This window comes from Burkholderia sp. CpTa8-5, from assembly GCF_017815045.1.
In the GTDB taxonomy this organism is placed as follows: domain Bacteria; phylum Pseudomonadota; class Gammaproteobacteria; order Burkholderiales; family Burkholderiaceae; genus Burkholderia; species Burkholderia sola.
This window is the reverse complement of the sequence record NZ_JAGIQD010000012.1, coordinates 99,133-123,191: the sequence shown is the minus strand read 5'-3', so window position 1 is coordinate 123,191 and position 24,059 is coordinate 99,133. Positions and strand designations below refer to the sequence as shown.

The window sequence follows — 24,059 nt, the reverse complement described above, 5'->3', positions numbered from 1 at the left end:
AATTTTCCTCACATCGACGTGAAAATTGGTCGTTTGGTCGGACACCTTCAAGTGACTACGATTGTAGTCATCGAAGCACTTATTGGCGGAGTCGATCATGCAAGAAATCTCTTCAAGCATCACCTTCGAAATTCCCCCGGGCGAGACCGTGCCGATGAAGGTGCAACGCAGCACGCGGCTGATCGTCCAGTGCGGGCCGGTCTGGGCGACGCGCAGCAACGACGTCGACGACTACTTCCTGGCCGACGGCGAGACGCTGAAGCTGCGCCGCGGCGAGCGGCTGTGGCTCAGCGCGGAAGGCCGCGAGGGCGCATGCGTCGCGTTCTCGGTGTCGCGCCCGCCGCGGGAAGTCGCGCTCGGCGGGCTGTCCCGGCTGCGCGAACGCGTCAACGCGCTGCTGCACGACGGCTGGCGTACCGTCTGACCATCGTTTCATCCGACGGATATCGGCGATCCGTCCCCGTCCCCAGGCCGGCGAGACCCACGGGTTTTCGGTAAACTACCGCCCATGTCCGTTTCGCCGGTTTCCATCGTGTCCACGCCTGTCGCCGTTTCCGCATCGCCCGCCGGAGTCCCGGCTCAGCCGGCCCAGCCGGTCACCGTGCGATGGCGGGGCCGCGAGGCGTACGACGCGAGCTTCGACGCGATGCGCGCGTTCACCGACACGCGCACGGCCGACACCGGCGACGAAATCTGGGTGGTCGAGCATCCGCCCGTCTACACGCTCGGCCAGGCCGGCGACCCGGCGCACCTGCTGGTGGCCGACAGCGGCGTGCCGCTCGTCAAGGTCGACCGCGGCGGACAAATCACCTACCACGGCCCCGGCCAGATCGTCGTCTACCTGCTGCTGGACCTGCGCCGGCGCAAGCTGATGGTGCGCACACTCGTGACGAAGATCGAGGAGGCCGTGATCGAAACCCTCGCGGCGTATAATCTCGCTTCGGTCCGCAAGGCGGGCGCGCCCGGGATCTACGTGGCATCCGGCGTGCACGAGGGCGCGAAAATCGCGGCCCTCGGCCTGAAGATCCGCAACGGCTGCAGCTATCACGGGCTGAGCCTGAACGTGAAGATGGATCTGCGCCCGTTTCTCGCGATCAACCCGTGCGGCTATGCCGGACTGGAAACCGTCGACATGGCGAGCCTCGCGGTTGCCGCCGACTGGAACGACGTCGCCCACACGCTGGTGGGCCGTCTGATCGCCAACCTCGACGGCGCATCCGCGGCCGCCGACAAGCCGCACGCACTGGAACAATCGAATGACTGACGTTACCGCTTCCCCCGCACCGGCCGATTCGGCTGCCTACGATCCGACCGCCAAGCAGAAGGCGCAGGCGAAGACGGCGCGCATCCCGATCAAGGTCATTCCGATCGAAAAGCTGAAGAAGCCCGAGTGGATCCGCGTGAAGGCGGCCACCGGCAGCTCGCGCTTCAACGAGATCAAGACGATCCTGCGCGAGCACAACCTGCATACCGTGTGCGAGGAAGCGAGCTGCCCGAACATCGGCGAATGCTTCGGCAAGGGCACCGCGACGTTCATGATCATGGGCGACAAGTGCACGCGCCGCTGCCCGTTCTGCGACGTCGGCCACGGCCGTCCCGATCCGCTCGATGCGGATGAACCGAAGAACCTCGCGCGCACGATCGCCGCGCTCAAGCTCAAGTACGTGGTGATCACGAGCGTCGACCGCGACGACCTGCGCGACGGCGGCGCCGCCCACTTCGTCGAGTGCATTCGCGAAACGCGTGCGCAGTCGCCGGACACGCGCATCGAGATCCTGACGCCGGACTTCCGCGGCCGTCTCGACCGCGCGATCTCGATCCTGAACGCCGCCCCGCCGGACGTGATGAACCACAACCTCGAAACGGTGCCGCGCCTGTACAAGGAAGCGCGCCCGGGTTCGGACTATGCGCACTCGCTGAAGCTCTTGAAAGACTTCAAGGCGCTGCATCCGGACGTCGCGACGAAGTCGGGCCTGATGGTCGGCCTCGGCGAAACCGAAGAGGAAATCCTGCAGGTGATGCGCGACCTGCGCGCGCACGACGTCGACATGCTGACGATCGGCCAGTACCTGCAGCCGTCGGAGCACCACCTGCCGGTGCGGGCGTACGTGCATCCGGATACGTTCAAGATGTACGAGGAAGAGGCGTACAAGATGGGCTTCACGCACGCGGCCGTCGGCGCGATGGTGCGCTCGAGCTATCACGCCGATCTGCAGGCGCATGGGGCGGGGGTGGTCTGAGCGTCGCAATCTCCGGTTCTGCAGCACTCGTGCAGTCGAATAAGGCCCGCCGCGATGCGGGCTTTTTCGTATCGGAATCTGGTGAAGAAGGGGGCACGGGTGACATACCTTTTCCTCGGCGCGGCATCGTACGGGGCAAATAACCGGCCAGTGATTGGAGAGGCGTTCGCTCTGCTCGGGACAGAGGATTGGCTCCCCGTTGGAAGCGTTTGTCCATGTCTATTCCTCGTCCGAATTATCTTTAACCCCTTCGGCTTCGCGTCGTTTCTCGTCGTAGCAAAGCGCGGCGATCTGCCATCGATTTTCGTTGACCACCCATAGTTCGAGATAGTCAAATCGGGTAAGGTCTTTTCCGTTGCTTGCCATCGAGCCTGTACCGGAAATCGATGCCCATGAATGGTCTTCCACGATCGCGGTGATGTCCTGGTGGATCCGAGGACCACAATCCGGCCAAGTCTTTTCGGCAAGGCGCCGTTGTATCGATGCTATTTGCTGGACCTTGGTCAGAATCCGATCTCGTCGTTTCACGAAGAAGTGGGCGCTTTCTACAAAATTCAATTGATCGATGTCGCCGCTTATATAGGCATCGATCCAGACATCCCTCATTTGCAATAAGCTGTACTTGTTCTTCATTGTCCCTGCCGTCACACCAGCCATGCTGGCTTTGCCGTCCGTCCTTTCCACCCTTTGCGTGCCTTTAGCCCTCAAGCATGCGAAACCGGGCGTCGCGCATTCTGATACTCTCAACCCACAGTTCCCAGTCCTCGGTCGTGATATAGGCATCAGTCTCTTTTCTGCCTGCTTCCAGAAAGTCTGTCTGTTCATCCAGGCTCAGGCTTTCCCAGAACGAGTCCCAGACATAGTTCAGCCAGTAGTGAGGGTCGCCCTGACTGACATGCAGAACCGGTCCAAACTCATATAGCGTGATCCACGGAGGAGGAGGGTGGAAGCCCTGCTCCGAGAGCTCGGCAATTAGCTCAACATCGTTGGAGAGCAAGCGCACGACTCGCTCTGCAAACGTCCATTTGGGGGAGATGATGGTGCTCAGTGGCTGCCCGCCGACTTCGCGCATGAAGTGAAAATGCGCAACCTCGCTTCGTCCTTGTCGCACGAGATTCAGCAAAGCCGGAAACTGATCCGGCTGAACATGATGAGCCAGCCCGAAAGCATTGATTCCTGCATCGCCTTGATATATCGACTTGGGATAGACAGGAACTTGCTGCTTTTCGAGATCGAGCGCACCGGAGCCGAAAATGGTCTGCAATTCACCAATCGACCTTCCGAAGGCATCTTCGAGACTCTTCACACTTTCCCGCACCGCCCGCTTCGTTTGCAACTCGTCAATCTTGCGCTTGAAGAAAGACACGTCTCCTCCGTCATCATTCATCTGGAATCTGATCGGCAATCATCGAGCCGCCGAAATAGCCGATGGCGCCGGTTATTACGGCACCAGGCCCGAGTTCAATACCGACCATCGTGCCCGCTGTAGCGCCTATCCTGGCGCCAGCAACGGCGCCTGAGCTGCGATGACACCTGTGGACTGGCACGTGTTACAAACGACTTGAGCACCAACAAAAGTCGGCGCAGTGCCATGATGCGTGCAACTGTCTATCCCCTCGATGACGACGCCACCCGTAGTTGACCTGTCGCCTACCTTAAGCAAGTACCGTTTCATGCGCGTCACCTGTTTTCGCAACAGATGAAGAATTATCACGGTGGCATGCGGCGCAGCAATCAGATAGGTACTAAAAATCCGGGAGTCCGAATGTTTTCGATGCCTCGCGGTTTTGTCGATTTTTCCCGTCGGATGCACGCGGCATGCAACGCTTCGAAGTTGAGCTACGATCTCGCGTCGACTAACGCACACTGCGTATGCGCTGCAGTACCCCGCTTCCGCACGACAATCGCCACCCGACCGGACGCGCGATCCAATCCAGCGTGAAAAGCAAAGCTGAAACATCATCGATAGCTTCGCAGGATAAGTTCGCTCCCGCCGCACGCAAAGCCCGTAAAGTCGGCTCTCCCAGCAACGCCCGCATTCGAAGGAGAGCCGCATGTCCCGTTTCAGCTTCATCCGCCGCGCCGTCGTCGCGCTGACCGCCTTTGCCGCGCTTGGCGCGGCGCACGCCGAATCGCGCGAAGTCGTGATCGCGTACCAGGACATGGTCGTGCCGTGGCGCTATGCGCAAGCGAGCGGTGAAGTCGAAAAGGCGACCGGCTACAAGGTCAGGTTCCGCAAGCTCGACAGCGGCGCCGACGTGATCCGCGCGCTCGCGTCCGGCTCCGTACAGCTCGGCGAGGCCGGGTCGAGCCCGATCGCGGCCGGCCTGTCGCAGGGGCTCGACATCTCGCTGTTCTGGGTGCTCGACAACATCAACGACGCCGAGGCACTCGTCGCGCGCAACGGTTCGGGCGTGACCAGCGTCGCCGGGTTGAAGGGCAAGAAGATCGGCGTACCGTTCGTGTCAACGTCGCACTTCCATACGCTCGTCGCGCTGCAGGCCGCGCGCGTCAATCCGAACGACGTGAAGATCGTCAACCTGCGTCCGCCCGAAGTCGCGGCCGCGTGGGCACGCGGCGACATCGACGCGACCTATATCTGGGATCCGGTGCTCGCGAAGGTCAAGCAGTCGGGCACCGTGTTGACGACGTCGGGGCAGGTGGCGAAAGAAAGTGGCAAGTCGACCTTCGACGGCTTCGTCGTGAGCCGCAAGTTCGCGCGCGAGAACCCCGAGTTCGTCGCGCGCTTCGTGAAGGTGCTCGCGGCGGCTGACGCCGACTACCGCGCGCATGCGGCGGCGTGGAAGGTCGGCTCGCCGCAGGTCGCGGCGGTCGCGAAGGTGTCCGGCGCGAATGCGCAGGACGTGCCGGCCAGCCTCGCGCTCTACGCGTTCCCGACGGCGGCCGAACAGGCTTCGCCGACGTGGCTCGGCGGCGGCGCGCAATCGGGCGCCGCGAAGTCGCTCGCGGCCACGGCTGCATTCCTTAAATCGCAAGGCACGATCCAGACGGTGCTCGCCGACTATTCGGCCGGCGTCGATCCGCAGTTCGTGCAGAAGGCCGCGCGCTGAGCATGGCCGTTCAGCCCACTCGTCGCGGAGCCCTTCGATCATGAGCACGCTGGAAGTCCGTCAGGTGTCGGTTGCGTATCCGGGCGAACGCGGCAGGCCGACGACGCAGGCGCTCGCGCGCGTCGACCTGCGCATCGAGTCCGGTGAATTCGTCGTCGCGCTCGGTGCGTCCGGATGCGGGAAGACGACGCTGCTGAACTGCATGGCCGGCTTCGTCGCGCCGACGGCCGGCGACGTATGCGTCGACGGCGTGCCGGTCACGGGCCCCGGCGCGGATCGCGGCGTCGTGTTCCAGAAATACGCGTTGCTGCCGTGGCTCGACGTGCTCGACAACGTCGCGCTCGGGCTGCGTTTCGCGCGCGTGTCGAAAGCCGAACGCGAAGCGCGCGCGAAAGAGATGCTCGCGCTCGTCGGGCTCGAGCGCCATGCGCATGCGCGCGTGTATGAGCTCTCCGGCGGGATGCAGCAGCGCGTCGGCATCGCGCGTGCGCTCGCGAGCGATCCGCGCGTGCTGCTGATGGACGAGCCGATGGGCGCGCTCGACGCGATGACGCGCGGCACGATGCAGGCGCTCGTGCTCGACGTATGGGCGCGCACCGGCAAGACGGTGTTCTTCATCACGCATGATGTTGAGGAGGCGCTGTTTCTCGCGACGCGTCTCGTCGTGATGACGCCCGGCCCCGGCCGGATCGCGGAAACCTTCGAGCTGCCGTTCGCGCGCCGCTATGTCGAATCGCGCGATGCGCGCGCGGTGAAGTCGTCGCCTGATTTCATCGCGTGGCGCGAGCGGCTGATCGCGTATCTGCATCGCGACGAGGCGGTCGCGGAGCCGGCGTGATGCACGAATTAGCGCGGCACGGCGCGTCCGTCGGGCGCGGCCGGATCAGTACATTGCACAGGCAGGACGACATGAGTACGCAGGATTCTTGGGCGGCCGATCGAGCGGCCGCGAGTTTCGGGCCGGACGGACGCGATACGCAGCGGCGCGACGTACCGCGTCCGGCGCGCGCCTCGCATCGCTACCGGTTGCCTGGGCAGGGGAAGACGGCCGCGCTCAGCGCCGCGACGATCGCGGCACTGGCTGCGCTCTGGTGGGTCGCGACGCATTTCCAGTGGCTGCCGCCGCTGTTCCTGCCCGCGCCGGAAGCCGTGTGGACCGCATTCGTCGATGCGTGGCAAGGCCGCATCCAGGGCGGTCTGCCGTTGTCCGACCACCTGCTGTGGAGCGCCGCGCGCGTGTTCGGCGCGTTCCTGCTTGCCACCGCGATCGGCGTGCCGGCCGGCATCCTGATGGGCGTGAGCCGCCTTGCACGCGGCGTGCTCGATCCGCTGCTGGAGTTCTACCGGCCGCTGCCGCCGCTCGCATACCTGCCGCTCGTCGTGATCTGGTTCGGCATCGACGAAACGGCGAAGCTCGTCGTGATCTTCCTCGCGTGCTTCGCGCCGATCGCGATGGCCGCGCGCGCCGGCGTGCGCGCCGCGACGGTCGAGCAGATCAACGCCGCGTATTCGCTCGGCGGGAGCTTCGCGCAGATCGTGCGCCATGTGGTGCTGCCGGCCGCGCTGCCGGAAATCCTCACGGGGCTGCGGATCGCGATCGGGTTCGGCTGGACGACGCTCGTCGCGGCCGAGATGGTCGCCGCGACGGCCGGGCTCGGGCAAATGGTGCTCAATGCGTCGAGCTTCCTGCGCACCGACATCGTCGTGATGGGCATCCTGCTCATCGGCGCGATCGCGTGGCTGTTCGATCTCGCGATGCGGTGGGTCGAGCGGCGGGTGGTGCCGTGGAAGGGGCGAGGGTGACGTCACGCTGACGGCACGGGCAACGAGCGCGTACTCGCCGCCCGCGCCTTTCGCGCTCAATCGCCCATCGCCACCCCTTCCCGCCGCGGGTCCGCCCCGCCGAACCACACCGTCTGCCCCTGCACGTTCAGCCGCTGGATCCCCTGCAGCCCCGAGTTCATCTCGACGATTCGCACGTCGTGCCCGCGACCCTTCAGCCCGTCGGCGAGCGCGTCCGACACGCGGTCGCGCTCGAGCTGCGTCGGCCCGTTCATCGACCCGAAGTTCGGCAGCGCGATCGCCTGCTGCATCGTCATCCCCCAGTCGAGCACGCCGACCAGCGTCTTCGCGACGTGATTGATGATCGCGGGGCCGCCGGCCGAGCCGACGATCATCGTCACCTGCTTCGTCTTCTTGTCGAACACGAGTTCCGGCGACATCGCCGAGCGCGGTCGCTTGCCGGGCTGCACGCGGTTCGCGACCGGCCGGCCGTTGTCGTTCGACACGAACGAGAAATCGGTGAGCTGGTTGTTCAGCATGAAGCCGCGCACCATCAGCCGCGAGCCGAACGCATCCTCGACGCTGGTCGTCATCGACAGCGCCTGGCCGTAGCGGTCGACGATCGCGATGTCGGACGTCGACGGCAATTCGGGGCTGCGGTCGTCGGCCAGCGCGAGCGTCGCGCCTTGCGGCGTGCCGGCCTGCGCGACGCCCATGCTGCTGTCGCCGATCAGCCGCGCGCGCTGCGCGAGATAGGTCTTGTCGGTGAGGCTCGCCCAGTTGCCGCCCGGCAGCGGCGCGAAATCGGGATCGGCCACGTAGCGGGCGCGGTCCGCATACGCGAGGCGCCCGGCTTCGCTGAACAGGTGGGCGGCGAACGGTGTCGGCTCGTAGCCGACGTCGTTGCGCACCGGCTTCTGCGCGCCGATCTGCTGCCAGTCGGGCATCGCTTCGAGGATGCCGAGCATCTGCGCGATCGCGAGGCCGCCCGACGACGGCGGCGGCATCCCGCACACGACCGAGCGCCGGTAATCGGTACACAGCGGCGCACGCACCTTTGCCTTGTAGCGTGTGAGATCCTGCAGCGACAGCAGGCCCGGGTTGGTCGGATGCTTGCGCACCTTCGCGACGATGTCGCGCGCGATCGCACCGGTGTAGAACGCATTCGCGCCGTGGTCGGCGACCTGGCGCAGCACGGTCGCGAGCGCGGGGTTCTTCAGCACCGTGCCGGCCGCCTTCGGCGAGCCGTCCTTGTTGTAGAAGTACGCACGCGCGGCCGGATCGCTGCTCAGGTACTTGTCGTTCGCGATCAGCATCGCGAGGCGCGGGCTGATCGTGAAGCCGCGCTCGGCGAGCCGGATGGCCGGCTGGAACAGCCGGCGCCACGGCAGCTTGCCGTGTGCGCGGTGCGCGGCGTCGAGCATGCGCAGCACGCCCGGCGTGCCCACCGAACGCCCGCCGACGACACCTTCGTAAAAGCTCATCGGCTGGCCGGTCGGGCCGTAGAACAGCCGGTCGGTCGCGGCGGCCGGTGCGGTTTCGCGGCCGTCGTACGCCTGCGTCGACTTGCCGTCGAAATACAGCATGAAGGCGCCGCCGCCGAGCCCCGACGATTGCGGCTCGACCAGCGCGAGCACCATCTGCGTCGCGATCGCCGCGTCGATCGCGGTGCCGCCGGCCTTCAGCATGTCGTAGCCGGCTTGCGTCGCGAGCGGGTTCGCGGCCGCGATCATGAAGTGCTGCGAGGTCCAGCCCGGCTTGTCGGTCCAGCCGGACGACAGTTCGGGCGCATGAACGCCGGGCAGCGGGACGGCCGCGCCCGATGCGGCGGCGACCGGGACGACGGCGCCCGACGGCGCGGACGGGGACGTGCAGCCGGCGTTCAACGCGACGAGCGCGACGGCGGCGAGCAGCGTCCAGGGACGCGAATGCGGACGAATCCGGTCGAACATGGAACCCTCGGCAGCAGTGAATTCGAAGGAGAGCGGCGTTGACGTTGACATCGGTGCGGGCGCAACGGCGCTGCCCGCCCCGGCGCGCTATTGTCGCCGTGCGCCCGGCGGCTTGTCATCCGACAGGAAACCCTGACGCATCCCGCCGGGCCCGCCCCGGCCGGTCTTTCCGGCCTGTTCGAGGATGAACTCTATGAACGTCGACGTCGCGCGCGTGTGGTGGCGGTTCGGCATGTAGAGCATGTACATGTGGGTGCCGAAGATGCTGAGCCGGTACGCATCGAGCGACGTGACGACGGCGCCGTGCCGCAGGTCGTCCTGCATCACGTAGTCGGGCACGATGCCGACGCCGATCCCCGCGAGGATCGCCTGGCGCAGGAACAGGAAGTTCTCCGAAATCAGCGTCGGTTCGAGCAGCACCTCGTGGCGCTCGTCGCCGAGATACGCGGCGATTCGCAACTGCCGGCCCAGCACCGTCGCGGTGACGACGGGAGCTGCGGCCAGCGCACCGAGGCTCGAGGGCATCCCGTGCGCGGCCGCGAACGCGGGCGACGCGCATGCGACGTAGCGCACCGCGCCCATGTCGCGCGCGACGAGGTTCTGCGGCGGCTCGGACATCACGCGGATCGCGATGTCGACTTCGTCGCGCATCAGGTCTTCCACACGATTCTCGAACACGACGTCGAGCACGATGCCTGGATGCCGCCGCTTGAACGCGAGCAGCCAGTCGGACATCACCATCTGCCCGTAGCCGCTCGGCACCGACAGCCGCACGCGGCCCTGCAGGTCCTGGCCGAGCGTCGTCACCGATTCCTGCGCGGCGAGCAGTTCGTTGCGGATGCGCCGGCCGTGCTCGTACAGCTTCAGCCCGATCTCGGTCGGCTCCATGCGCCGCGTCGTGCGGCGCACGAGCTGTTGGCCGATCGAGCGTTCGAGCTGGTTCAAGCGGTAGCTGACGTTCGCGCGGCTCATCTTGAGTCGCTGCGCGGCTTTGCTGAGATTGCCGGCGTCGAGGATCTCGACGAGCAGCGTCAGCGCGTTCAGGTCCATGCGGGTGTCTCCTGATCCGTCCCGCTAACGAGCCGAAATAACGGGCCGAAACGGTTCGAAAGCATTCAATGTCAAGTCAGACTTGACAGCTTGTAAAGGCGTGCGGGAATTGTCAATGAATCTCGATCAATCGAGAATCGAGTCATGCCCGGCCACCGCGCCGGACCGTTGCCCGCCGAGCGGGAGCCCGCTCGCGAACCGGCGTCGCCCGCCGGCCTGGCGCGCGGCTCCGCCCGGCGCACCGCACCTGGAGACACGATGAATTCACCCGCTTCCCCCGAAACATCCGCCACCGGCGCCGTCACGCGCGAACGGCGCGACAAGGTGCTCGTCGTCACGATCGACCATCCGCCCGTCAACGCGCTGTCCGCCGACGTGCGGCGCGGCCTCGCCGACGCGATCGACGCCGCGCAGGCCGACGACGCGATTCGCGCGGTGCTGATCGTCGGCGCCGGCCGCAACTTCATCGCGGGCGCCGACATCCGGGAATTCGGCAAGCCGCCCGTGCCGCCGTCGCTGCCCGACGTGTGCGAGCGGATCGAATCGGGTGCCAAGCCGGTCGTGGTCGCGCTGCACGGCGCGACGCTCGGCGGCGGCCTCGAAGTCGCGCTGGCCGCCCATTACCGGCTCGCGGTGCCCGGCGCGAAGCTCGGGCTGCCCGAAGTGACGCTCGGCCTGCTGCCCGGCGCGGGCGGCACGCAGCGCGCGCCGCGCCTGATCGGCGCGAAGGCCGCGCTCGACCTGATGCTGACGGGCCGCCATGCGAGCGCCGACGAAGCGCTCGTGCTCGGCCTCGTCGATCGCATCGCGCACAGCGACGACACGCTCGCCGAAGGGCTCGCCTATGCGCAGGAACTCGTGTCGCTCGGCGCGCCGGTGCGCCGCACGCGCGACGCGCAGGGCCTGGCCGACCGCGCGGCCGCGCAGGCCGCGATCGACGCGGCGCGCGCGGAATTGCCGAAGAGGTCGCGCGGGCTCTTCTCGCCGGCGAAGATCGTCGACGCGGTCGAGGCCGCGCTCACGCAGTCGTTCGACGCCGGGATGAAGTACGAACGCAGCCTGTTCCTGCAGTGCATCGACAGCCCGCAGCGCGCGGGCCTCGTGCATGCGTTCTTCGCGGAGCGCGAAGCGGCGAAGGCGCCCGAGGCGCGGCGCGCGAGCGCACGGCCGGTCGAGCGGATCGGCGTGGTCGGCGGCGGCACGATGGGCGCGGGCATCGCGGTCGCGGCGCTCGACGCCGGGCTGCCGGTGACGATGATCGAGCGCGACGACGCGTCGCTCGCGCGCGGCCGTGCGCACGTCGAGAAGGTGTACGACGGCCTCGTCGCGAAAGGCCGGATGACGCCGGCCGCGCACGCGGCCCGGCTCGCGCGCTTCAAGGGCAGTACGTCGTACGACGCGCTCGCGCAGGCCGACGTCGTGATCGAGGCCGTGTTCGAGGACATGGCCGTGAAGCAGGCCGTGTTCACCGAGCTTGCGCGCGTGTGCAAGCCGGGGGCGGTACTCGCGACCAACACGTCGTATCTCGACATCGACGAACTGGCCGCGAGCATCGACCGGCCGGCCGACGTGATCGGCCTGCATTTCTTCTCGCCGGCCAACGTGATGAAGCTGCTCGAGATCGTCGTGCCGGCGCGCGTGAGCGCGGACGTCGTCGCGACCGCGTTCGCGCTGGCGAAGCAACTGAAGAAGACGCCGGTGCGCGCGGGCGTGTGCGACGGCTTCATCGGCAACCGGATCCTCGCCGTCTATCGCACTGCCGCCGACTACCTGATGGAAGACGGCGCGTCGCCGTACCAGATCGATCGCGCGGTGCGCGAATTCGGCTTCCCGATGGGCCCGTTTCAGGTGGTCGATCTCGCGGGCGGCGACATCGGCTGGGCGACCCGCAAGCGCCGCGCGGCGACGCGCGATCCGAACGCGCGCTACGTCGAGATTTCCGACCGGCTGTGCGAGCGCGGCTGGTTCGGGCAGAAGACCGGCCGCGGCTACTACCTGTATCCGGACGGCGCGCGCGTCGGCACGCCCGACCCGGAAGTCGACGCGATCGTCGCGGCAGAGCGTGCGAAGAAGGGCGTCACGCCGCGCACGTTCACCGATGACGAGATCCTGCGCCGCTACCTCGCCGCGATGATCAACGAAGGCGCGAACGTCGTGCACGAGAAGATCGCGCTGCGTCCGCTCGATGTCGACGCGGTGTTCCTGTACGGCTACGGCTTTCCGCGCTATCGCGGCGGCCCGATGCACTACGCGGACACGGTCGGCCTCGCGAACGTGCTCGCCGATATCCGCGCGTTCGCGAACGAAGATCCGCTGTTCTGGAAGCCGTCGCCGCTGCTCGTCGATCTCGTCGCGCGCGGCGCGGATTTCGCGAGCCTGAACCGCATCGACTGAACGCCCACCGCATTCGCCACGGACCCACGATGGACCTTAATTTCACTCCCGAAGAGGAAGCGTTCCGCACGGAAGTGCAGCGCTTCCTGCAAGCCGAACTGCCGGAGCGCATTGCGCGCAAGGTGAAGGGCGGCCTGCACCTGACGCGCGACGACATGCGCGAATGGCATGCGATCCTCAACGCGCGCGGCTGGCTCGCGAGTCACTGGCCGCGCGAATACGGCGGCCCCGGCTGGAGCGTCGCGCAGAAGTTCCTGTTCGACAACGAATGCGCGCTCGCCGGTGCGCCGCGCATCGTGCCGTTCGGCGTGAACATGCTCGGCCCCGTGCTGATCAAGTACGGCAGCGAAGCGCAGAAGCGCCACTGGCTGCCGCGCATTCTCGACGGTACCGACTGGTGGTGCCAGGGCTATTCGGAGCCGGGCGCCGGTTCCGACCTCGCGGCGGTGAAGACGAGCGCGGTGCGGGGTGTGGACGCGCAGGGCGATCACTACGTCGTGAACGGCCAGAAGACATGGACCACGCTCGGCCACTACGCGAACATGATCTTCTGCCTCGTGCGCACCGCGACCGACGTGCGCAAGCAGGAAGGCATCAGCTTCCTGCTGATCGACATGAACACGCCGGGCGTCGAAGTGCGCCCGATCATCACGCTCGACGGCGAGCACGAGGTGAACGAGGTGTTCTTCACCGACGTGCGCGTGCCCGTGGAGAACCTCGTCGGCGAAGAGAACCGCGGCTGGACCTACGCGAAATACCTGCTCACGTACGAGCGCACCAACATCGCCGGGATCGGCTTCTCGACTGCGGCCCTCGACCGGCTGCGCGCGGTCGCCGCGAAGGTCACGAAGAACGGCCGGCCGCTCGCCGACGATCCGTTCTTCGCGGCACGCGTCGCGCGCGTCGAGATCGAGCTCGAAAACATGCGCACGACCAACCTGCGCGTGCTGGCCGCGGTCGCGGGCGGCGGCGTGCCGGGCGCGGAAAGTTCGATGCTGAAGATCCGCGGCACGCAGATCCGCCAGGAGATCACCGCGCTGATGCGCCGCGCGATGGGGCCGTACGCGCAGCCGTTCGTCGACGACGCGCTCGACGCCGATTATGCCGGCGAACCGGTCGGCCCCGATGAAGCCGCGAGCGCCGCGCAGCAGTATTTCAACAACCGCAAGCTGTCGATCTTCGGCGGCTCGAACGAGATCCAGAAGAACATCATCGCGAAGATGATGCTCGGGCTGTAAGAGGGACGCGACGATGGATTTCCAGCACACAGAAGACCGCCGGATGCTGGCGGACACGTTGAACCGCTTCATCGCCGAACAGTACGCGTTCCCGGTGCGCGACCGCATCGCGCAGTCGGCCGAAGGCTTCGACCGCGCGATGTGGCAGCGCTTCGCCGAACTCGGCACGGTCGGCGCGCTGTTTGCCGAAGCCGACGGCGGCTTCGGCGGCGCGGGCTTCGACATCGCCGTGGTGTTCGAATGCCTCGGACGCGGGCTCGTCGTCGAGCCGTTCCTCGGCGCGCTGCTCGCGGGCCGTGCGCTGGCGCTCGCCGGCGGCGATGCGCATCGCGAGCGGCTCGCCGCGCTGATCGACGGCAGCGCGAGCGCCGCATTCGCGCACGACGAACCGGGCTCGCACTACGAGCTGACGACGGTGCGCACGCGCGCCGAACGGTCGGGCGACGGCTGGGTGCTGACGGGCGCGAAGGGCGTCGTCGACCAGGCCGCGCAGGCGGCGTTCTTCGTCGTCAGCGCGCGCGTGTCGGGCAACGACGACGACGCGGCCGGCATCGGCCTGTTCGTCGTGCCGGCCGATGCGCCGGGCGTGTCGCTGCGCGATTACAGGAAGATCGACGGCGGTCGCGCGGCCGAAGTGCGCTTCGAGCGTGTCGCGCTGCCGGCCGATGCCGCGCTCGGCGCGCCGGATGCACTCGACGGCGAAGCGGGCGCCGAACTGCTCGAACGCGTGCTCGGCTACGGGCTGCTCGCGCTGTCGGCGGAAGCGCTCGGCGCGATGGACGCCGCAAAGGCGCACACGCTCGACTACCTGCGCACGCGCAAGCAGTTCGGATTGCCGATCGGCAGCTTCCAGGCGCTGCAGCACCGGATGGCCGACCTGCTGCTCGAAGTCGAGCAGGCGCGTTCGGCGGTGATCAACGCGGCCGCGCAGCTCGATGCGCCGCGCGCGGTGCGCGAGCGCGCGCTCTCGGCGGCGAAATACAGCATCGGCCGGATCGGCACGCTGGTCGCGGAAGAAAGCATCCAGCTGCATGGCGGGATCGGGATGACGTGGGAGCTGCCGCTGTCGCATTACGCGAAGCGTCTCGTGATGATCGATCATCAGCTCGGCGACGAGGATCACCACCTCGCGCGCTACATCGCGCTGTCGAAACAATAAGCGCGGAAAACGCGAATGGAGGAGACGACGATGACGAACGACACGCGCGCGCTGCCGCTGGCCGGCGTGAAAGTGCTCGATTTCTCGCGCGTGCTCGCGGGCCCGTGGTGCGCGATGGTGCTCGCCGATTTCGGCGCGGAAGTGATCAAGGTCGAGCATCCGGCGCGCGGCGACGATACGCGCGACTGGGGGCTGCGGATCGGCGACACCGAGACCACCTATTTCAACAGCGTGAATCGCAGCAAGCGGTCGATCTGCGTCGACCTGCAGACGGAAGCCGGCCAGCGCATCGCGCGCGAGCTGGCCGCGCAGGCCGACGTGGTGCTCCACAACTTCAAGTGCGGCGGCGCGGAGAAGCTCGGGCTCGGCTACGACGCGCTGGCCGAACTGAATCCGCGGCTCGTGCATTGCGCGATCTCCGGCTACGACCGCTCGGGCCCGGAGGCCGTGCGGCCCGGCTACGACCTCGTCGTGCAGGGCGAGGCCGGGCTGATGGCGCTCAACGGCGAGGCTGGCCAGCCGCCGCTGAAGTTCGGCGTCGCGGCGGTCGACCTGTTCACCGGCATGTATTCGGCGCAGGCGATCCTCGCCGCGTTGTACGAGCGCCACGCGACCGGGCGCGGCCGGCGCATCGAGATGGCGCTGTTCGACTGCGGGCTGATGATCACCGCGTACTACGGGCTCGACGCGCTGCTGATGGGTGAGGACCCGCCCCGCTACGGCAACGCGCATCCGTCGATCGTGCCGTACGGCGTGTTCGACGCGGCCGACGGCCCGCTCGTGATCACGGTCGGCAACAACACGCAGTTCGCGCGTTTCTGCGATGCGATCGGGCGGCCCGATCTCGCCGCGGACGAACGCTACAGGACCAACCTTGGCCGCTCGGAGAATCGTGCCGGCCTGCTGCCCGAGATTCGCGGCGAACTCGCGCGCCGCTCGCGTGCGACGCTGCTGGCGGCGCTCGCCGAGGCGGGCATTCCGTGCGGCGAAGTGCTCGGATTGCACGAAGCGCTGACGTCCGAACGCGCGACCCGCGCCGGGCTTGTCACGCGGCAGCCGCATCCGGTCGCGGGCGGCGTCGACGTGCTCGCGCCGCCGTACCGCTTCGACGGCGCGCGGCTGCCGGTGCGCGGTGCGCCGCCGGTGCTCGGCGCCGATACGGACGCGGTGCTCGGCGGCTGGCTCGGGATGTCGGCGGAGGACGTCGCGCGGCTGCGGGCGGATCGCGTCGTGTAGATCGCTTGTTCCGCCGCGGCGCGGGCGGTGAGTCGACGCGCGCCGACCATGCCACGCAACACCGCTCGCCATGACGAGCCGGAAATGGAGACACCATGGAGCTTTCCGTCATCGAATCGGTCACGGCGCGCCGCGACTACCAGCAGCTCGTGCGGGCCCGGCGCCGCTTCAGCTTCACGCTGACGGCGCTGATGATCGCCACGTACTACGGCTTCATCCTGCTCGTCGCGCTCGCGCCGCACGTGCTCGCCGCGCCGCTGTACCGCGGCGCGACGACGACGGTCGGGATCGCCGCGGGCGTCGCGATCATCCTGGTCGCGATCGGCCTGACCGCGTGCTACGTGCTGCGCGCGAACCGTGCGTTCGACCGCCGCGTCGACGCGATCCTGCAACGTTCGTGACGGAGCCCGACATGCGATGCATTTCGAGCGCGCCCGGCGCGCTGGCCATCCTCGTTTCCCTCGTTTCCTCCACCGCCCATGCGACCGGCGTTGCCGGCCCGATGCCCGACAAGGTCGAGCTGAACCCCGTCGCGATCGGGATGTTCTTCGCGTTCGTGTTCGCGACGCTCGCGCTCACGCGCTGGGCCGCGCGCCGCACGCGCTCGACGCGCGACTTCTACACGGCCGGCGGCGGCATCACCGGGTTGCAGAACGGGCTCGCGATCGCCGGCGACTACATGTCGGCTGCGTCGTTCCTCGGGCTGTCCGGCATGGTATTCATGTTCGGCTTCGACGGGCTGATCTACTCGATCGGCTTCCTGGTCGGCTGGCCGTTCGTGATGTTCCTGATCGCCGAACCGCTGCGCAACCTCGGCAAGTTCACGTTCGTCGACGTCGTCGCGTACCGCTTCGCGCAGCGGCCGATCCGGCTGCTGACCTCGGCGAACGCGCTGACGATCGTCGTGCTGTACCTGGTCGTGCAGATGGTCGGCGCGGGCAAGCTGATCCAGCTGCTGTTCGGGCTGTCGTACGGCACGGCCGAGCTGATCGTCGGCGTGCTGATGGTCGTCTACGTGTTCTTCGGCGGGATGACCGCGACCACCTGGGTGCAGGTGATCAAGGCCGTGCTGCTGCTGTGCGGCGCGACGCTGCTCGCATTGCTCGCGCTCGGGGAATTCGGCTTCAGCGTCGACGAGATGTTCCGCCGCGCGGTGGCCGTGCATCCGGGCGCGCTGTCGATCATGGGGCCCGGCAAGCTGATCCGCGACCCGGCCAACGCGCTGTCGCTCGGCATCGCGCTGATGTTCGGCACGGCCGGCTTCCCGCACATCCTGATGCGCTTCTTCACGGTGCCGAACGCGAGGGAGGCGCGCAAGTCGGTGCTCTACGCGACCGGCTTCATCGGCTACTTCTACCTGCTGACCTTCGTGATCGGCTTCTCCGCGATCGTGCTGCTCGCGCAGCATCCGGAATTCTTCCGGCTCGGCGCGAACGGCACGTTCAACCTGACGCACGACCTGCTCGGCGGCTCGAACATGGTCGCGGTGAAGCTCGCGCAGGCGGTGGGCGGCAACTGGTTCTACGGGTTCATCGCGGCCGTCACGTTCGCGACGATCCTCGCAGTGGTCGCGGGGCTGACGCTCGCCGGCGCGACGACGATCTCGCACGACCTGTATGCGCAGATGTGGGCGCGCGGCAAGCCCGACGAGCGGCGCGAGATGCGCATCTCTCGCGCGGCGACGATCGGGCTGTCGGCCATTGCGATCGCGCTGTCGATCCTGTTCGAGCACGTGAACGTCGCGTTCATGGTCGGGCTCGTCGCGGCGGTGGCCGCGAGCGCCAATTTCCCGGTGCTCGCGATGTCGATCTTCTGGCGCGGGATGACCACGCGCGGCGCGGTGCTCGGCGGCGGCCTCGGCCTCGTGTCGGCGGTCGCGCTCACGGTGCTGTCGAAGTCGGTGTGGGTCGACGTGCTGCACCATGCGCATGCGCCGGTGTTCCTCGACAACCCGGCGCTGGTGTCGGTGCCGCTCGCGTTCGTCGGGATCGTGGTCGGCTCGCTCGCGGATCGCGGCGAACGCGCACGCCGCGAGCGCGACGCGTTCGCTCGGCAGGAGTTCTATGCGCAGACGGGCGTGCTCGCGAGCCGCGCCGTCCACCATTGATTCATCCGATGAAACGATGCATCCGTCCGGATCGCCGGACGGATATTTTCCGGAAATCCGGAATCCCGGATTTCCTTGCCTGCCGCATTATGGGAAATACAATGAAAACAACGGCTTGAGGGGTTCCGGAAACCTGGCATCGACCTTGCGATATAAAGCGCACGGCCATCCCCCGGCCGAACTACTACAGCAAGCAAGGAGACAACCGATGACCAATGCCTTCCTCCCCCTCCGGATGTCCTGAGGCATCGCTTGTTGCGGCACGGCAGCCGCGCGGGCGAATGCCTTTCCCCTGAGACATTCGCCTGCGCGCGTGACGCCGTTTCCACGGCTCATCTACTTCAGCAGGAAACATCGTGAAGAAGAAACCCTTCTACAAAGTGCTCTATGTGCAGGTGATTTTCGCCATCATCGTCGGCGTGATCCTCGGCCACTTCTACCCGTCGATCGCCACCGACATGAAGCCGCTCGGCGACGGCTTCATCAAGCTGATCAAGATGGTGATCGGTCCGATCATCTTCTGTACGGTCGTCACCGGCATCGCCGGCATGGAGGACATGAAGAAGGTGGGCCGCGTCGGCGGCAAGGCGCTGCTGTACTTCGAGATCGTGTCGACCTTCGCGCTGCTGCTCGGCCTCGCGGCCACGCACATCCTGCGTCCGGGCGTCGGCTTCAACATCGATCCGGCGACGCTCGACGGCAAGGCCGTCGCGTCGTACGCGGCGAAGGCGCACGGGCAGTCGACGGTCGACTTCCTGATGCACATCATCCCGAACACGATGGTCGACGCGTTCGCGCAGGGTGAAATCCTGCAGATCCTGCTGATCGCGCTGCTGTTCGGCAGCGTGCTCGCGCACCTCGGCGAGCGCGGCAAGGTCGTGACCGACTTCATCGACGGCCTCACGCGCGTGCTGTTCGGCATCGTGCACATCGTCACGAAGCTGGCCCCGATCGGCGCGTTCGGCGCGATGGCGTTCACGATCGGCAAGTACGGCGTCGGCTCGCTGGTGCCGCTGCTCAAGCTGATCGGCACGTTCTACCTGACGTCGGTCGTGTTCGTGCTGGTCGTGCTCGGCGCGATCGCGCGCTTCACCGGCTTCTCGATCATCCGCTTCGTGTCGTACATCAAGGAAGAGCTGCTGATCGTGCTCGGCACGAGCTCGTCGGAAGCCGCGCTGCCGCAGCTGATGGAAAAGCTCGAGAAGGCCGGCTGCTCGCGTTCGGTCGTCGGCCTCGTCGTGCCGACCGGCTATTCGTTCAACCTCGACGGCACCAACATCTACATGACGATGGCCGTGCTGTTCATCGCGCAGGCGACCAACATCGAACTGACGTGGATGCAGCAGCTCACGCTGCTGGCCGTCGCGATGCTGACGTCGAAGGGCGCGAGCGGCGTGACCGGCGCGGGCTTCATCACGCTCGCCGCGACGCTGGCCGTCGTGCCGACGATCCCGCTGTCGGGCATGGTGCTGATCCTCGGCATCGACCGCTTCATGAGCGAATGCCGTGCGCTGACCAACATCGTCGGCAACGGCGTGGCGACCGTCGTCGTGTCGGCATGGGAGAAGGAGCTCGACCGCAACAAGCTGCGCCAGGCGCTGAAGGGCGGCGGCGAAGTCGCGCCGACCGAGAAGACGGCCGGCGTCTGACCCGATGAGCGAGCAGGCGGCGGCGCTGCCCGCCGGCCGTGCGGCCCGCGGCGGCCGGGGCATCGACGAGCAGGCCTATGACACAATAGGCGATCCGCATCGCCAGGAAGCCTCGACCGTGACGCGCCGCCTGCTCATCCTCGTCGTGCTCGCCGCCGCGCTCGTTGCGGCGTGCGCGCTCACGTGGGCGATCACCTGGCAGCGCGGCGTCGCCGAGCTGCAGCGCAATGCCGCGGTGCGCGTCGACCGCACCACCAACGCGCTCAAGAGCACGCTCGACCGCTACGAATCGCTGCCTTATCTGCTCGGCAGCCATCCGTACGTACAGGATCTGCTCGCCGAGCCGAAGCGCGGCGACTACACCGCCCGCGTCAACCGCTATCTCGAAGACCTCAACGAACACGCGCACGCGACCGTCACCTACGTGATCGGCGCGGACGGCCTGTGCGTCGCCGCCAGCAACTGGCGTGCGCCCGACAGCTTCGTCGGGATCGAATACCGTTTCCGCCCGTATTTCCTCGATGCGATGAACGGCCGGGTCGGCCGCTTCTTCGGGATCGGCACGATCTCGCGCGATCCCGGCTACTACATCTCGCAGCCCGTGTGGCACGACGGCAAGATCGCGGGCGTCGTCGTCGTGAAGCTCAACCTCGAATGGTTCCAGGGCGCCGATGCGTCCGAGCCGCTCGTCGTCGTGGACGATCACGGCGTCGTGTTCCTGTCGTCGGTGCCCGCGTGGAAGTACCACACGCTGCGCCCGCTCACGGGGCCTGTGGCCGCATCGATCTACGAAACGCGCCAGTACGCGCAGCAACCGGTCACGCCGCTGCCGCTGCGCGTCGAGCAGACGCTCGGCGCCGATGCGGAAATCGTGCGCCTGGGCGCCGGCCGGCGCGCGCCGCGCTTTCTTGCCAGCAAGCGGCGGATCGGCGAGCCCGACTGGCAGCTCGTCACGCTCGCGCCGATCGCGCCGATCGATGCCGATGCGCGCAACGCGACGATCGTCACCGGCTTCGGCTTCGTGTCGGTCGCGCTGCTCGCGTTCTACTGGCGGATGCGCCGCGCCCGCGTGCGCGAGATGATCCGCGGCCGCGCGCTGCTGCAACAGGCGTACGCGGAGCTGAACCGGCGCGTCGAGGAGCGTACGGCCGACCTGTCGGAGGCGAACGAGCAGTTGCAGAAGGAAGTCGGCGACCGGATCCGCGCGGAGCAGGAACTGCGCGCCGCGCACGACGAACTGATCCAGGCGAGCAAGCTCGCCGCGCTCGGCCAGATGGCGGCCGGCATCACGCATGAACTGAACCAGCCGCTCGCGGCGCTGCGCAGCTTCTCGGACAACACGCGCGTGCTGCTCGATCGCAGCGAGCTGGCGGCCGCGCGCGAGAATCTCGAGGCGATTGCCGCGCTCACCGAGCGGATGGGCAAGATCACGAACCAGCTGAAGCTGTTCGTCGGCCGCGCGAAGCCGCGCAACGAGCAGGCGCTCGTCGTGCGCGCGCTGCGCAGCGTGCTGTCGCTGCTCGACGAACGCCTGCGCGGCGTCGCCCTCACGCTGACGCTGCAGGACGCGACCGTGTCGCCCGCGCAGGACGCGCCGCTCGATCTGGCGCGCGACTATCCGGAACTCGTCGCGCGCTGCGAGGACCTGCGCCTCGAACAGGTGCTGATCAACCTGCTCGGCAACGCGCTCGACGCGGTCGCCGGCGTCGCGGCGCCGGCCATCGAGGTGACGATCGCGGTGTCGGCCGCGACGCTCGCGGTCGAGGTGCGCGACAACGGCTCCGGCATCGCGCCCGATCTGCTGCCGCGCCTGTTCGAGCCGTTCTTCACGACCAAGGAAATGGGGCGCGGGCTCGGGCTGGGCCTTGCGATCTCGTCGTCGATCGCGAGCGACGCGGGCGGCGCGCTGACCGCACGCAACGCCCCGTCGGGCGGCGCGCTGTTCGTCTTGACGCTGCGTCGCGCCCGCACGCATCATCCGGACTCCGTGTCCGAGCCGGCGGGCTCGCATTAGCGCGAGCCCGCCGTAGGCCGCAGACCCGGTCGGCGAACGACCGGCATCAACGAGCGCCGCGCGCGAGCGCTGCGCCTGTCAGGAGCAAGTGACCAAGATGGCCAACCGGCTGCAAGTGATCTATATCGAGGACGATGCGCTCGTGCGCCGGGCGAGCGTGCAGAGCCTTCAACTGGCGGGCTTCGACGTCGCCGGCTTCGAATCGGCCGAGGCGGCCGAGAAGGCGATCGTCGCGGATACCGCCGGCGCGATCGTCAGCGACATCCGGCTGCCCGGCGCGAGCGGGCTCGACGTGCTTGCGCAGTGCCGCGAGCGCGTGCCGGACGTGCCGGTGATCCTCGTCACCGGGCACGGCGACATCTCGATGGCCGTGCAGGCGATGCGCGACGGCGCGTACGACTTCATCGAAAAGCCGTTCGCGGCCGAGCGCCTGATCGAGACGGTGCGCCGCGCGCTCGAGCGCCGCGAGCTCGTGCTCGAGAACCACGCGCTGCGGCGCGAGCTGGCTGGACAGAACGTCGTCGCGCCGCGCATCATCGGCCGCAGCCCCGCGATCGAGCAGGTGCGCAAGCTGATCGCGAACGTCGCGCCGACCGACGCGTCGGTGCTGATCAACGGCGACACGGGCGCCGGCAAGGAGCTGATCGCGCGCAGCCTGCACGAGCTGTCGCCGCGCCACGACAAGCCGTTCATTGCGGTGAATTGCGGCGCGCTGCCCGAGCCGATGTTCGAATCGGAGATGTTCGGCTACGAGCCCGGTGCGTTTACCGGCGCCGCGAAGCGGCGCGTCGGCAAGCTCGAATACGCGTCCGGCGGCACGCTGTTCCTCGACGAAATCGAAAGCATGCCGCTCGCGCTGCAGGTGAAGCTCTTGCGCGTGCTGCAGGACGGCGTGCTCGAGCGGCTCGGCTCGAACCAGCCGATCCGCGTGAACTGCCGCGTGGTCGCAGCCGCGAAGGGCGACATGAGCGAGCTCGTCGCGGCCGGCACGTTCCGGCGCGACCTGCTGTACCGGCTCAACGTCGTGACGATCGCGCTGCCGCCGCTCGCCGAGCGCCGCGAGGACATCGTGCCGCTGTTCGAGCACTTCATGCTCGATGCGGCCGTGCGCTACGGGCGGCCCGCGCCGGTGCTCACCGACCGGCAGCGCGCGAGCCTGATGCAGCGCGACTGGCCGGGCAACGTGCGCGAGCTGCGCAACGCGGCCGACCGCTTCGTGCTCGGCGTGGCCGACATGCCGCCGGAAACGGGCGCCGGCGACGACGCCGACAACGACCAGACGCTGAAGGAGCGCATCGAGCAGTTCGAGCGCGCGGTGATCGCCGAGGCGCTGAACCAGACGGGCGGCGCGGTCGCGGCGACGGCCGACCGGCTGCATGTGGGCAAGGCGACGCTGTACGAGAAGATGAAGCGCTACGGGCTGTCGGCGAAAGGCGAAACCGAGCGCTGAAAAGCAAACGGACCGCAGTGCGGTCCGTTTCGCGGAGCAGGGCGCGGCGTGCGGCCCTGCGAGTCCTGTCGTGCGGCGCTCAGGCCGCGTTGCCGTCGAGCGCCTTCTTGAGCAGCGCGTCGAGTTCCGCGAATTGCGGCGCGCCGACGTAGCGCTTCAGGATCTTGCCGTCCTTGTCGACGACGAAGGTCGTCGGCGTGAGCTGCACGTTGCCGAACTGCTTCGCGACGCTGCCGTCGTCGAGCGCGACCTTGAACGGCAACTGACGCGTCTGCGCGTAGTTCGCGACGTACATCGGCGGATCGTAGTTCATCGCGACCGCGACGAATTCGAGCCCCTGACCCTTGAAGCGATTGTAGGTATCGACCATCTGCGGCATTTCCTGCATGCAGGTCGCGCAGCTCGTCGCCCAGAAGTTCACGAGATAGACCTTGCCTTTCAGGTCGCCGCCGGTCGAGACCTTCTGGCCCGACAGCAGCGTGAAGGTCGCGTCCGGCACGCTGGACTTGCCGTTGAACGCGAAGAAGCCGGCGACGGCGATCGCCGCGACGACGGCGGCCGCGACGAGGTAGCGGACGGGGCCGGTGCTGCGGCGGGCGGGAGGCGTGGTGTTCATCTTGGTGCTCTCGGGGTCGATGACGCGGATCGATGCAAAGGACGTCGAAATTCGGCGCTTATTTTAGCGCGAATGCGGCGTGTGCATCGGCGGCGGCCGCG

Annotated in this window: 20 protein-coding genes; 15 read left to right on the top strand and 5 right to left on the bottom strand. The window is 67.6% G+C overall.

Annotation, left to right across the window (positions count from 1 at the left end; translation table 11 throughout):
* Positions 1-97 precede the first annotated feature (97 nt).
* The 3 genes from J8I35_RS19770 (at position 98) to lipA (ending at position 2,240) form a co-directional block, all read left to right on the top strand.
* Positions 98-424, top strand: a complete 327-nt coding sequence (locus tag J8I35_RS19770; protein WP_050018167.1) for a DUF2917 domain-containing protein — start codon at positions 98-100, stop codon at positions 422-424.
* Between the two features lie 84 nt (positions 425-508).
* Entirely contained in the window at positions 509-1,264 is a 756-nt protein-coding gene (gene lipB / locus J8I35_RS19765; protein ID WP_209926673.1) for a lipoyl(octanoyl) transferase LipB, read from the top strand.
* Positions 1,257-2,240, top strand: coding sequence for a lipoyl synthase (gene lipA / locus J8I35_RS19760; RefSeq protein ID WP_209926672.1), 984 nt, complete (start codon positions 1,257-1,259; stop codon positions 2,238-2,240). Before lipB ends, lipA begins: the two co-directional genes overlap by 8 nt.
* Before the next feature lie 219 nt (positions 2,241-2,459).
* Here lipA and J8I35_RS19755 read toward each other — a convergent pair whose 3' ends face one another.
* Together J8I35_RS19755 and J8I35_RS19750 are read right to left on the bottom strand one after the other, a co-directional pair.
* Complete coding sequence (locus J8I35_RS19755) at positions 2,460-2,873, bottom strand: hypothetical protein (RefSeq protein WP_124640419.1); 414 nt, start codon at positions 2,871-2,873, stop codon at positions 2,460-2,462.
* A 64-nt stretch (positions 2,874-2,937) separates the two neighbouring features.
* Positions 2,938-3,606, bottom strand: coding sequence for a hypothetical protein (locus J8I35_RS19750; protein WP_209926670.1), 669 nt, complete (start codon positions 3,604-3,606; stop codon positions 2,938-2,940).
* Between the two features lie 688 nt (positions 3,607-4,294).
* Here J8I35_RS19750 and tauA point away from each other — a divergent pair.
* The 3 genes from tauA to J8I35_RS19735 are packed head-to-tail and all read left to right on the top strand — an operon-like array spanning position 4,295 to position 7,114.
* On the top strand, positions 4,295-5,311 hold the full coding sequence (gene tauA / locus J8I35_RS19745) for a taurine ABC transporter substrate-binding protein (RefSeq protein ID WP_209926668.1): 1,017 nt from the start codon (positions 4,295-4,297) through the stop codon (positions 5,309-5,311).
* A 40-nt stretch (positions 5,312-5,351) separates the two neighbouring features.
* On the top strand, positions 5,352-6,149 hold the full coding sequence (locus tag J8I35_RS19740) for an ATP-binding cassette domain-containing protein (protein WP_209926666.1): 798 nt from the start codon (positions 5,352-5,354) through the stop codon (positions 6,147-6,149).
* The gene (locus tag J8I35_RS19735; RefSeq protein WP_209926724.1) at positions 6,149-7,114 is read left to right on the top strand and encodes an ABC transporter permease subunit; all 966 of its coding nucleotides are present in this window, start codon (positions 6,149-6,151) and stop codon (positions 7,112-7,114) included. Before J8I35_RS19740 ends, J8I35_RS19735 begins: the two co-directional genes overlap by 1 nt.
* Before the next feature lie 56 nt (positions 7,115-7,170).
* Here J8I35_RS19735 and ggt read toward each other — a convergent pair whose 3' ends face one another.
* The gene (gene ggt, locus J8I35_RS19730) at positions 7,171-9,045 is read right to left on the bottom strand and encodes a gamma-glutamyltransferase (protein ID WP_209926665.1); all 1,875 of its coding nucleotides are present in this window, start codon (positions 9,043-9,045) and stop codon (positions 7,171-7,173) included.
* 87 nt (positions 9,046-9,132) lie between these two features.
* Positions 9,133-10,095, bottom strand: a complete 963-nt coding sequence (locus J8I35_RS19725) for a LysR family transcriptional regulator (protein WP_209926663.1) — start codon at positions 10,093-10,095, stop codon at positions 9,133-9,135.
* Positions 10,096-10,353: 258 nt separating this feature from the next.
* Here J8I35_RS19725 and J8I35_RS19720 point away from each other — a divergent pair, with 258 nt between their 5' ends.
* From J8I35_RS19720 to J8I35_RS19680, 9 genes are all read left to right on the top strand, one after another.
* Positions 10,354-12,489 (top strand): 3-hydroxyacyl-CoA dehydrogenase NAD-binding domain-containing protein, encoded by a 2,136-nt coding sequence (locus J8I35_RS19720; RefSeq protein WP_209926660.1) that lies wholly within the window; start codon positions 10,354-10,356, stop codon positions 12,487-12,489.
* A 29-nt stretch (positions 12,490-12,518) separates the two neighbouring features.
* Positions 12,519-13,727, top strand: a complete 1,209-nt coding sequence (locus tag J8I35_RS19715) for an acyl-CoA dehydrogenase family protein (RefSeq protein ID WP_209926658.1) — start codon at positions 12,519-12,521, stop codon at positions 13,725-13,727.
* 13 nt (positions 13,728-13,740) lie between these two features.
* Positions 13,741-14,886, top strand: a complete 1,146-nt coding sequence (locus tag J8I35_RS19710; protein WP_209926656.1) for an acyl-CoA dehydrogenase family protein — start codon at positions 13,741-13,743, stop codon at positions 14,884-14,886.
* A 30-nt stretch (positions 14,887-14,916) separates the two neighbouring features.
* Positions 14,917-16,122, top strand: a complete 1,206-nt coding sequence (locus tag J8I35_RS19705; protein WP_209926648.1) for a CaiB/BaiF CoA-transferase family protein — start codon at positions 14,917-14,919, stop codon at positions 16,120-16,122.
* 95 nt (positions 16,123-16,217) lie between these two features.
* A complete protein-coding gene (locus J8I35_RS19700) occupies positions 16,218-16,523 on the top strand; it encodes a DUF485 domain-containing protein (protein WP_014895931.1) in 306 nt (101 codons plus the stop codon).
* A gap of 11 nt (positions 16,524-16,534) precedes the next feature.
* Positions 16,535-18,229 carry a cation acetate symporter gene (locus J8I35_RS19695; protein WP_209926646.1) on the top strand — a complete coding sequence of 565 codons (1,695 nt, stop codon included), beginning with the start codon at positions 16,535-16,537 and terminating at the stop codon, positions 18,227-18,229.
* Positions 18,230-18,585: 356 nt separating this feature from the next.
* On the top strand, positions 18,586-19,878 hold the full coding sequence (locus tag J8I35_RS19690; protein ID WP_209926644.1) for a dicarboxylate/amino acid:cation symporter: 1,293 nt from the start codon (positions 18,586-18,588) through the stop codon (positions 19,876-19,878).
* Positions 19,879-19,882: 4 nt separating this feature from the next.
* Positions 19,883-21,892, top strand: coding sequence for an ATP-binding protein (locus J8I35_RS19685; RefSeq protein WP_209926642.1), 2,010 nt, complete (start codon positions 19,883-19,885; stop codon positions 21,890-21,892).
* A 97-nt stretch (positions 21,893-21,989) separates the two neighbouring features.
* Positions 21,990-23,342 carry a sigma-54 dependent transcriptional regulator gene (locus J8I35_RS19680; RefSeq protein WP_176016590.1) on the top strand — a complete coding sequence of 451 codons (1,353 nt, stop codon included), beginning with the start codon at positions 21,990-21,992 and terminating at the stop codon, positions 23,340-23,342.
* 79 nt (positions 23,343-23,421) lie between these two features.
* Here J8I35_RS19680 and J8I35_RS19675 read toward each other — a convergent pair whose 3' ends face one another.
* The gene (locus J8I35_RS19675) at positions 23,422-23,958 is read right to left on the bottom strand and encodes a TlpA disulfide reductase family protein (protein ID WP_050014745.1); all 537 of its coding nucleotides are present in this window, start codon (positions 23,956-23,958) and stop codon (positions 23,422-23,424) included.
* Between the last annotated feature and the right edge of the window lie 101 nt (positions 23,959-24,059).

Coding starts and splice junctions, on each gene's coding strand:
- J8I35_RS19770 (WP_050018167.1), top strand. CDS start 98: ATGCAAGAAATCTCTTCAAGCATCACCTTCGAAATTCCCCCGGGCGAG.
- lipB (WP_209926673.1), top strand. CDS start 509: ATGTCCGTTTCGCCGGTTTCCATCGTGTCCACGCCTGTCGCCGTTTCC.
- lipA (WP_209926672.1), top strand. CDS start 1,257: ATGACTGACGTTACCGCTTCCCCCGCACCGGCCGATTCGGCTGCCTAC.
- J8I35_RS19755 (WP_124640419.1), bottom strand. CDS start 2,873: ATGAAGAACAAGTACAGCTTATTGCAAATGAGGGATGTCTGGATCGAT.
- tauA (WP_209926668.1), top strand. CDS start 4,295: ATGTCCCGTTTCAGCTTCATCCGCCGCGCCGTCGTCGCGCTGACCGCC.
- J8I35_RS19740 (WP_209926666.1), top strand. CDS start 5,352: ATGAGCACGCTGGAAGTCCGTCAGGTGTCGGTTGCGTATCCGGGCGAA.
- J8I35_RS19735 (WP_209926724.1), top strand. CDS start 6,149: ATGCACGAATTAGCGCGGCACGGCGCGTCCGTCGGGCGCGGCCGGATC.
- ggt (WP_209926665.1), bottom strand. CDS start 9,045: ATGTTCGACCGGATTCGTCCGCATTCGCGTCCCTGGACGCTGCTCGCC.
- J8I35_RS19725 (WP_209926663.1), bottom strand. CDS start 10,095: ATGGACCTGAACGCGCTGACGCTGCTCGTCGAGATCCTCGACGCCGGC.
- J8I35_RS19720 (WP_209926660.1), top strand. CDS start 10,354: ATGAATTCACCCGCTTCCCCCGAAACATCCGCCACCGGCGCCGTCACG.
- J8I35_RS19715 (WP_209926658.1), top strand. CDS start 12,519: ATGGACCTTAATTTCACTCCCGAAGAGGAAGCGTTCCGCACGGAAGTG.
- J8I35_RS19710 (WP_209926656.1), top strand. CDS start 13,741: ATGGATTTCCAGCACACAGAAGACCGCCGGATGCTGGCGGACACGTTG.
- J8I35_RS19705 (WP_209926648.1), top strand. CDS start 14,917: ATGACGAACGACACGCGCGCGCTGCCGCTGGCCGGCGTGAAAGTGCTC.
- J8I35_RS19700 (WP_014895931.1), top strand. CDS start 16,218: ATGGAGCTTTCCGTCATCGAATCGGTCACGGCGCGCCGCGACTACCAG.
- J8I35_RS19695 (WP_209926646.1), top strand. CDS start 16,535: ATGCGATGCATTTCGAGCGCGCCCGGCGCGCTGGCCATCCTCGTTTCC.
- J8I35_RS19685 (WP_209926642.1), top strand. CDS start 19,883: ATGAGCGAGCAGGCGGCGGCGCTGCCCGCCGGCCGTGCGGCCCGCGGC.
- J8I35_RS19680 (WP_176016590.1), top strand. CDS start 21,990: ATGGCCAACCGGCTGCAAGTGATCTATATCGAGGACGATGCGCTCGTG.
- J8I35_RS19675 (WP_050014745.1), bottom strand. CDS start 23,958: ATGAACACCACGCCTCCCGCCCGCCGCAGCACCGGCCCCGTCCGCTAC.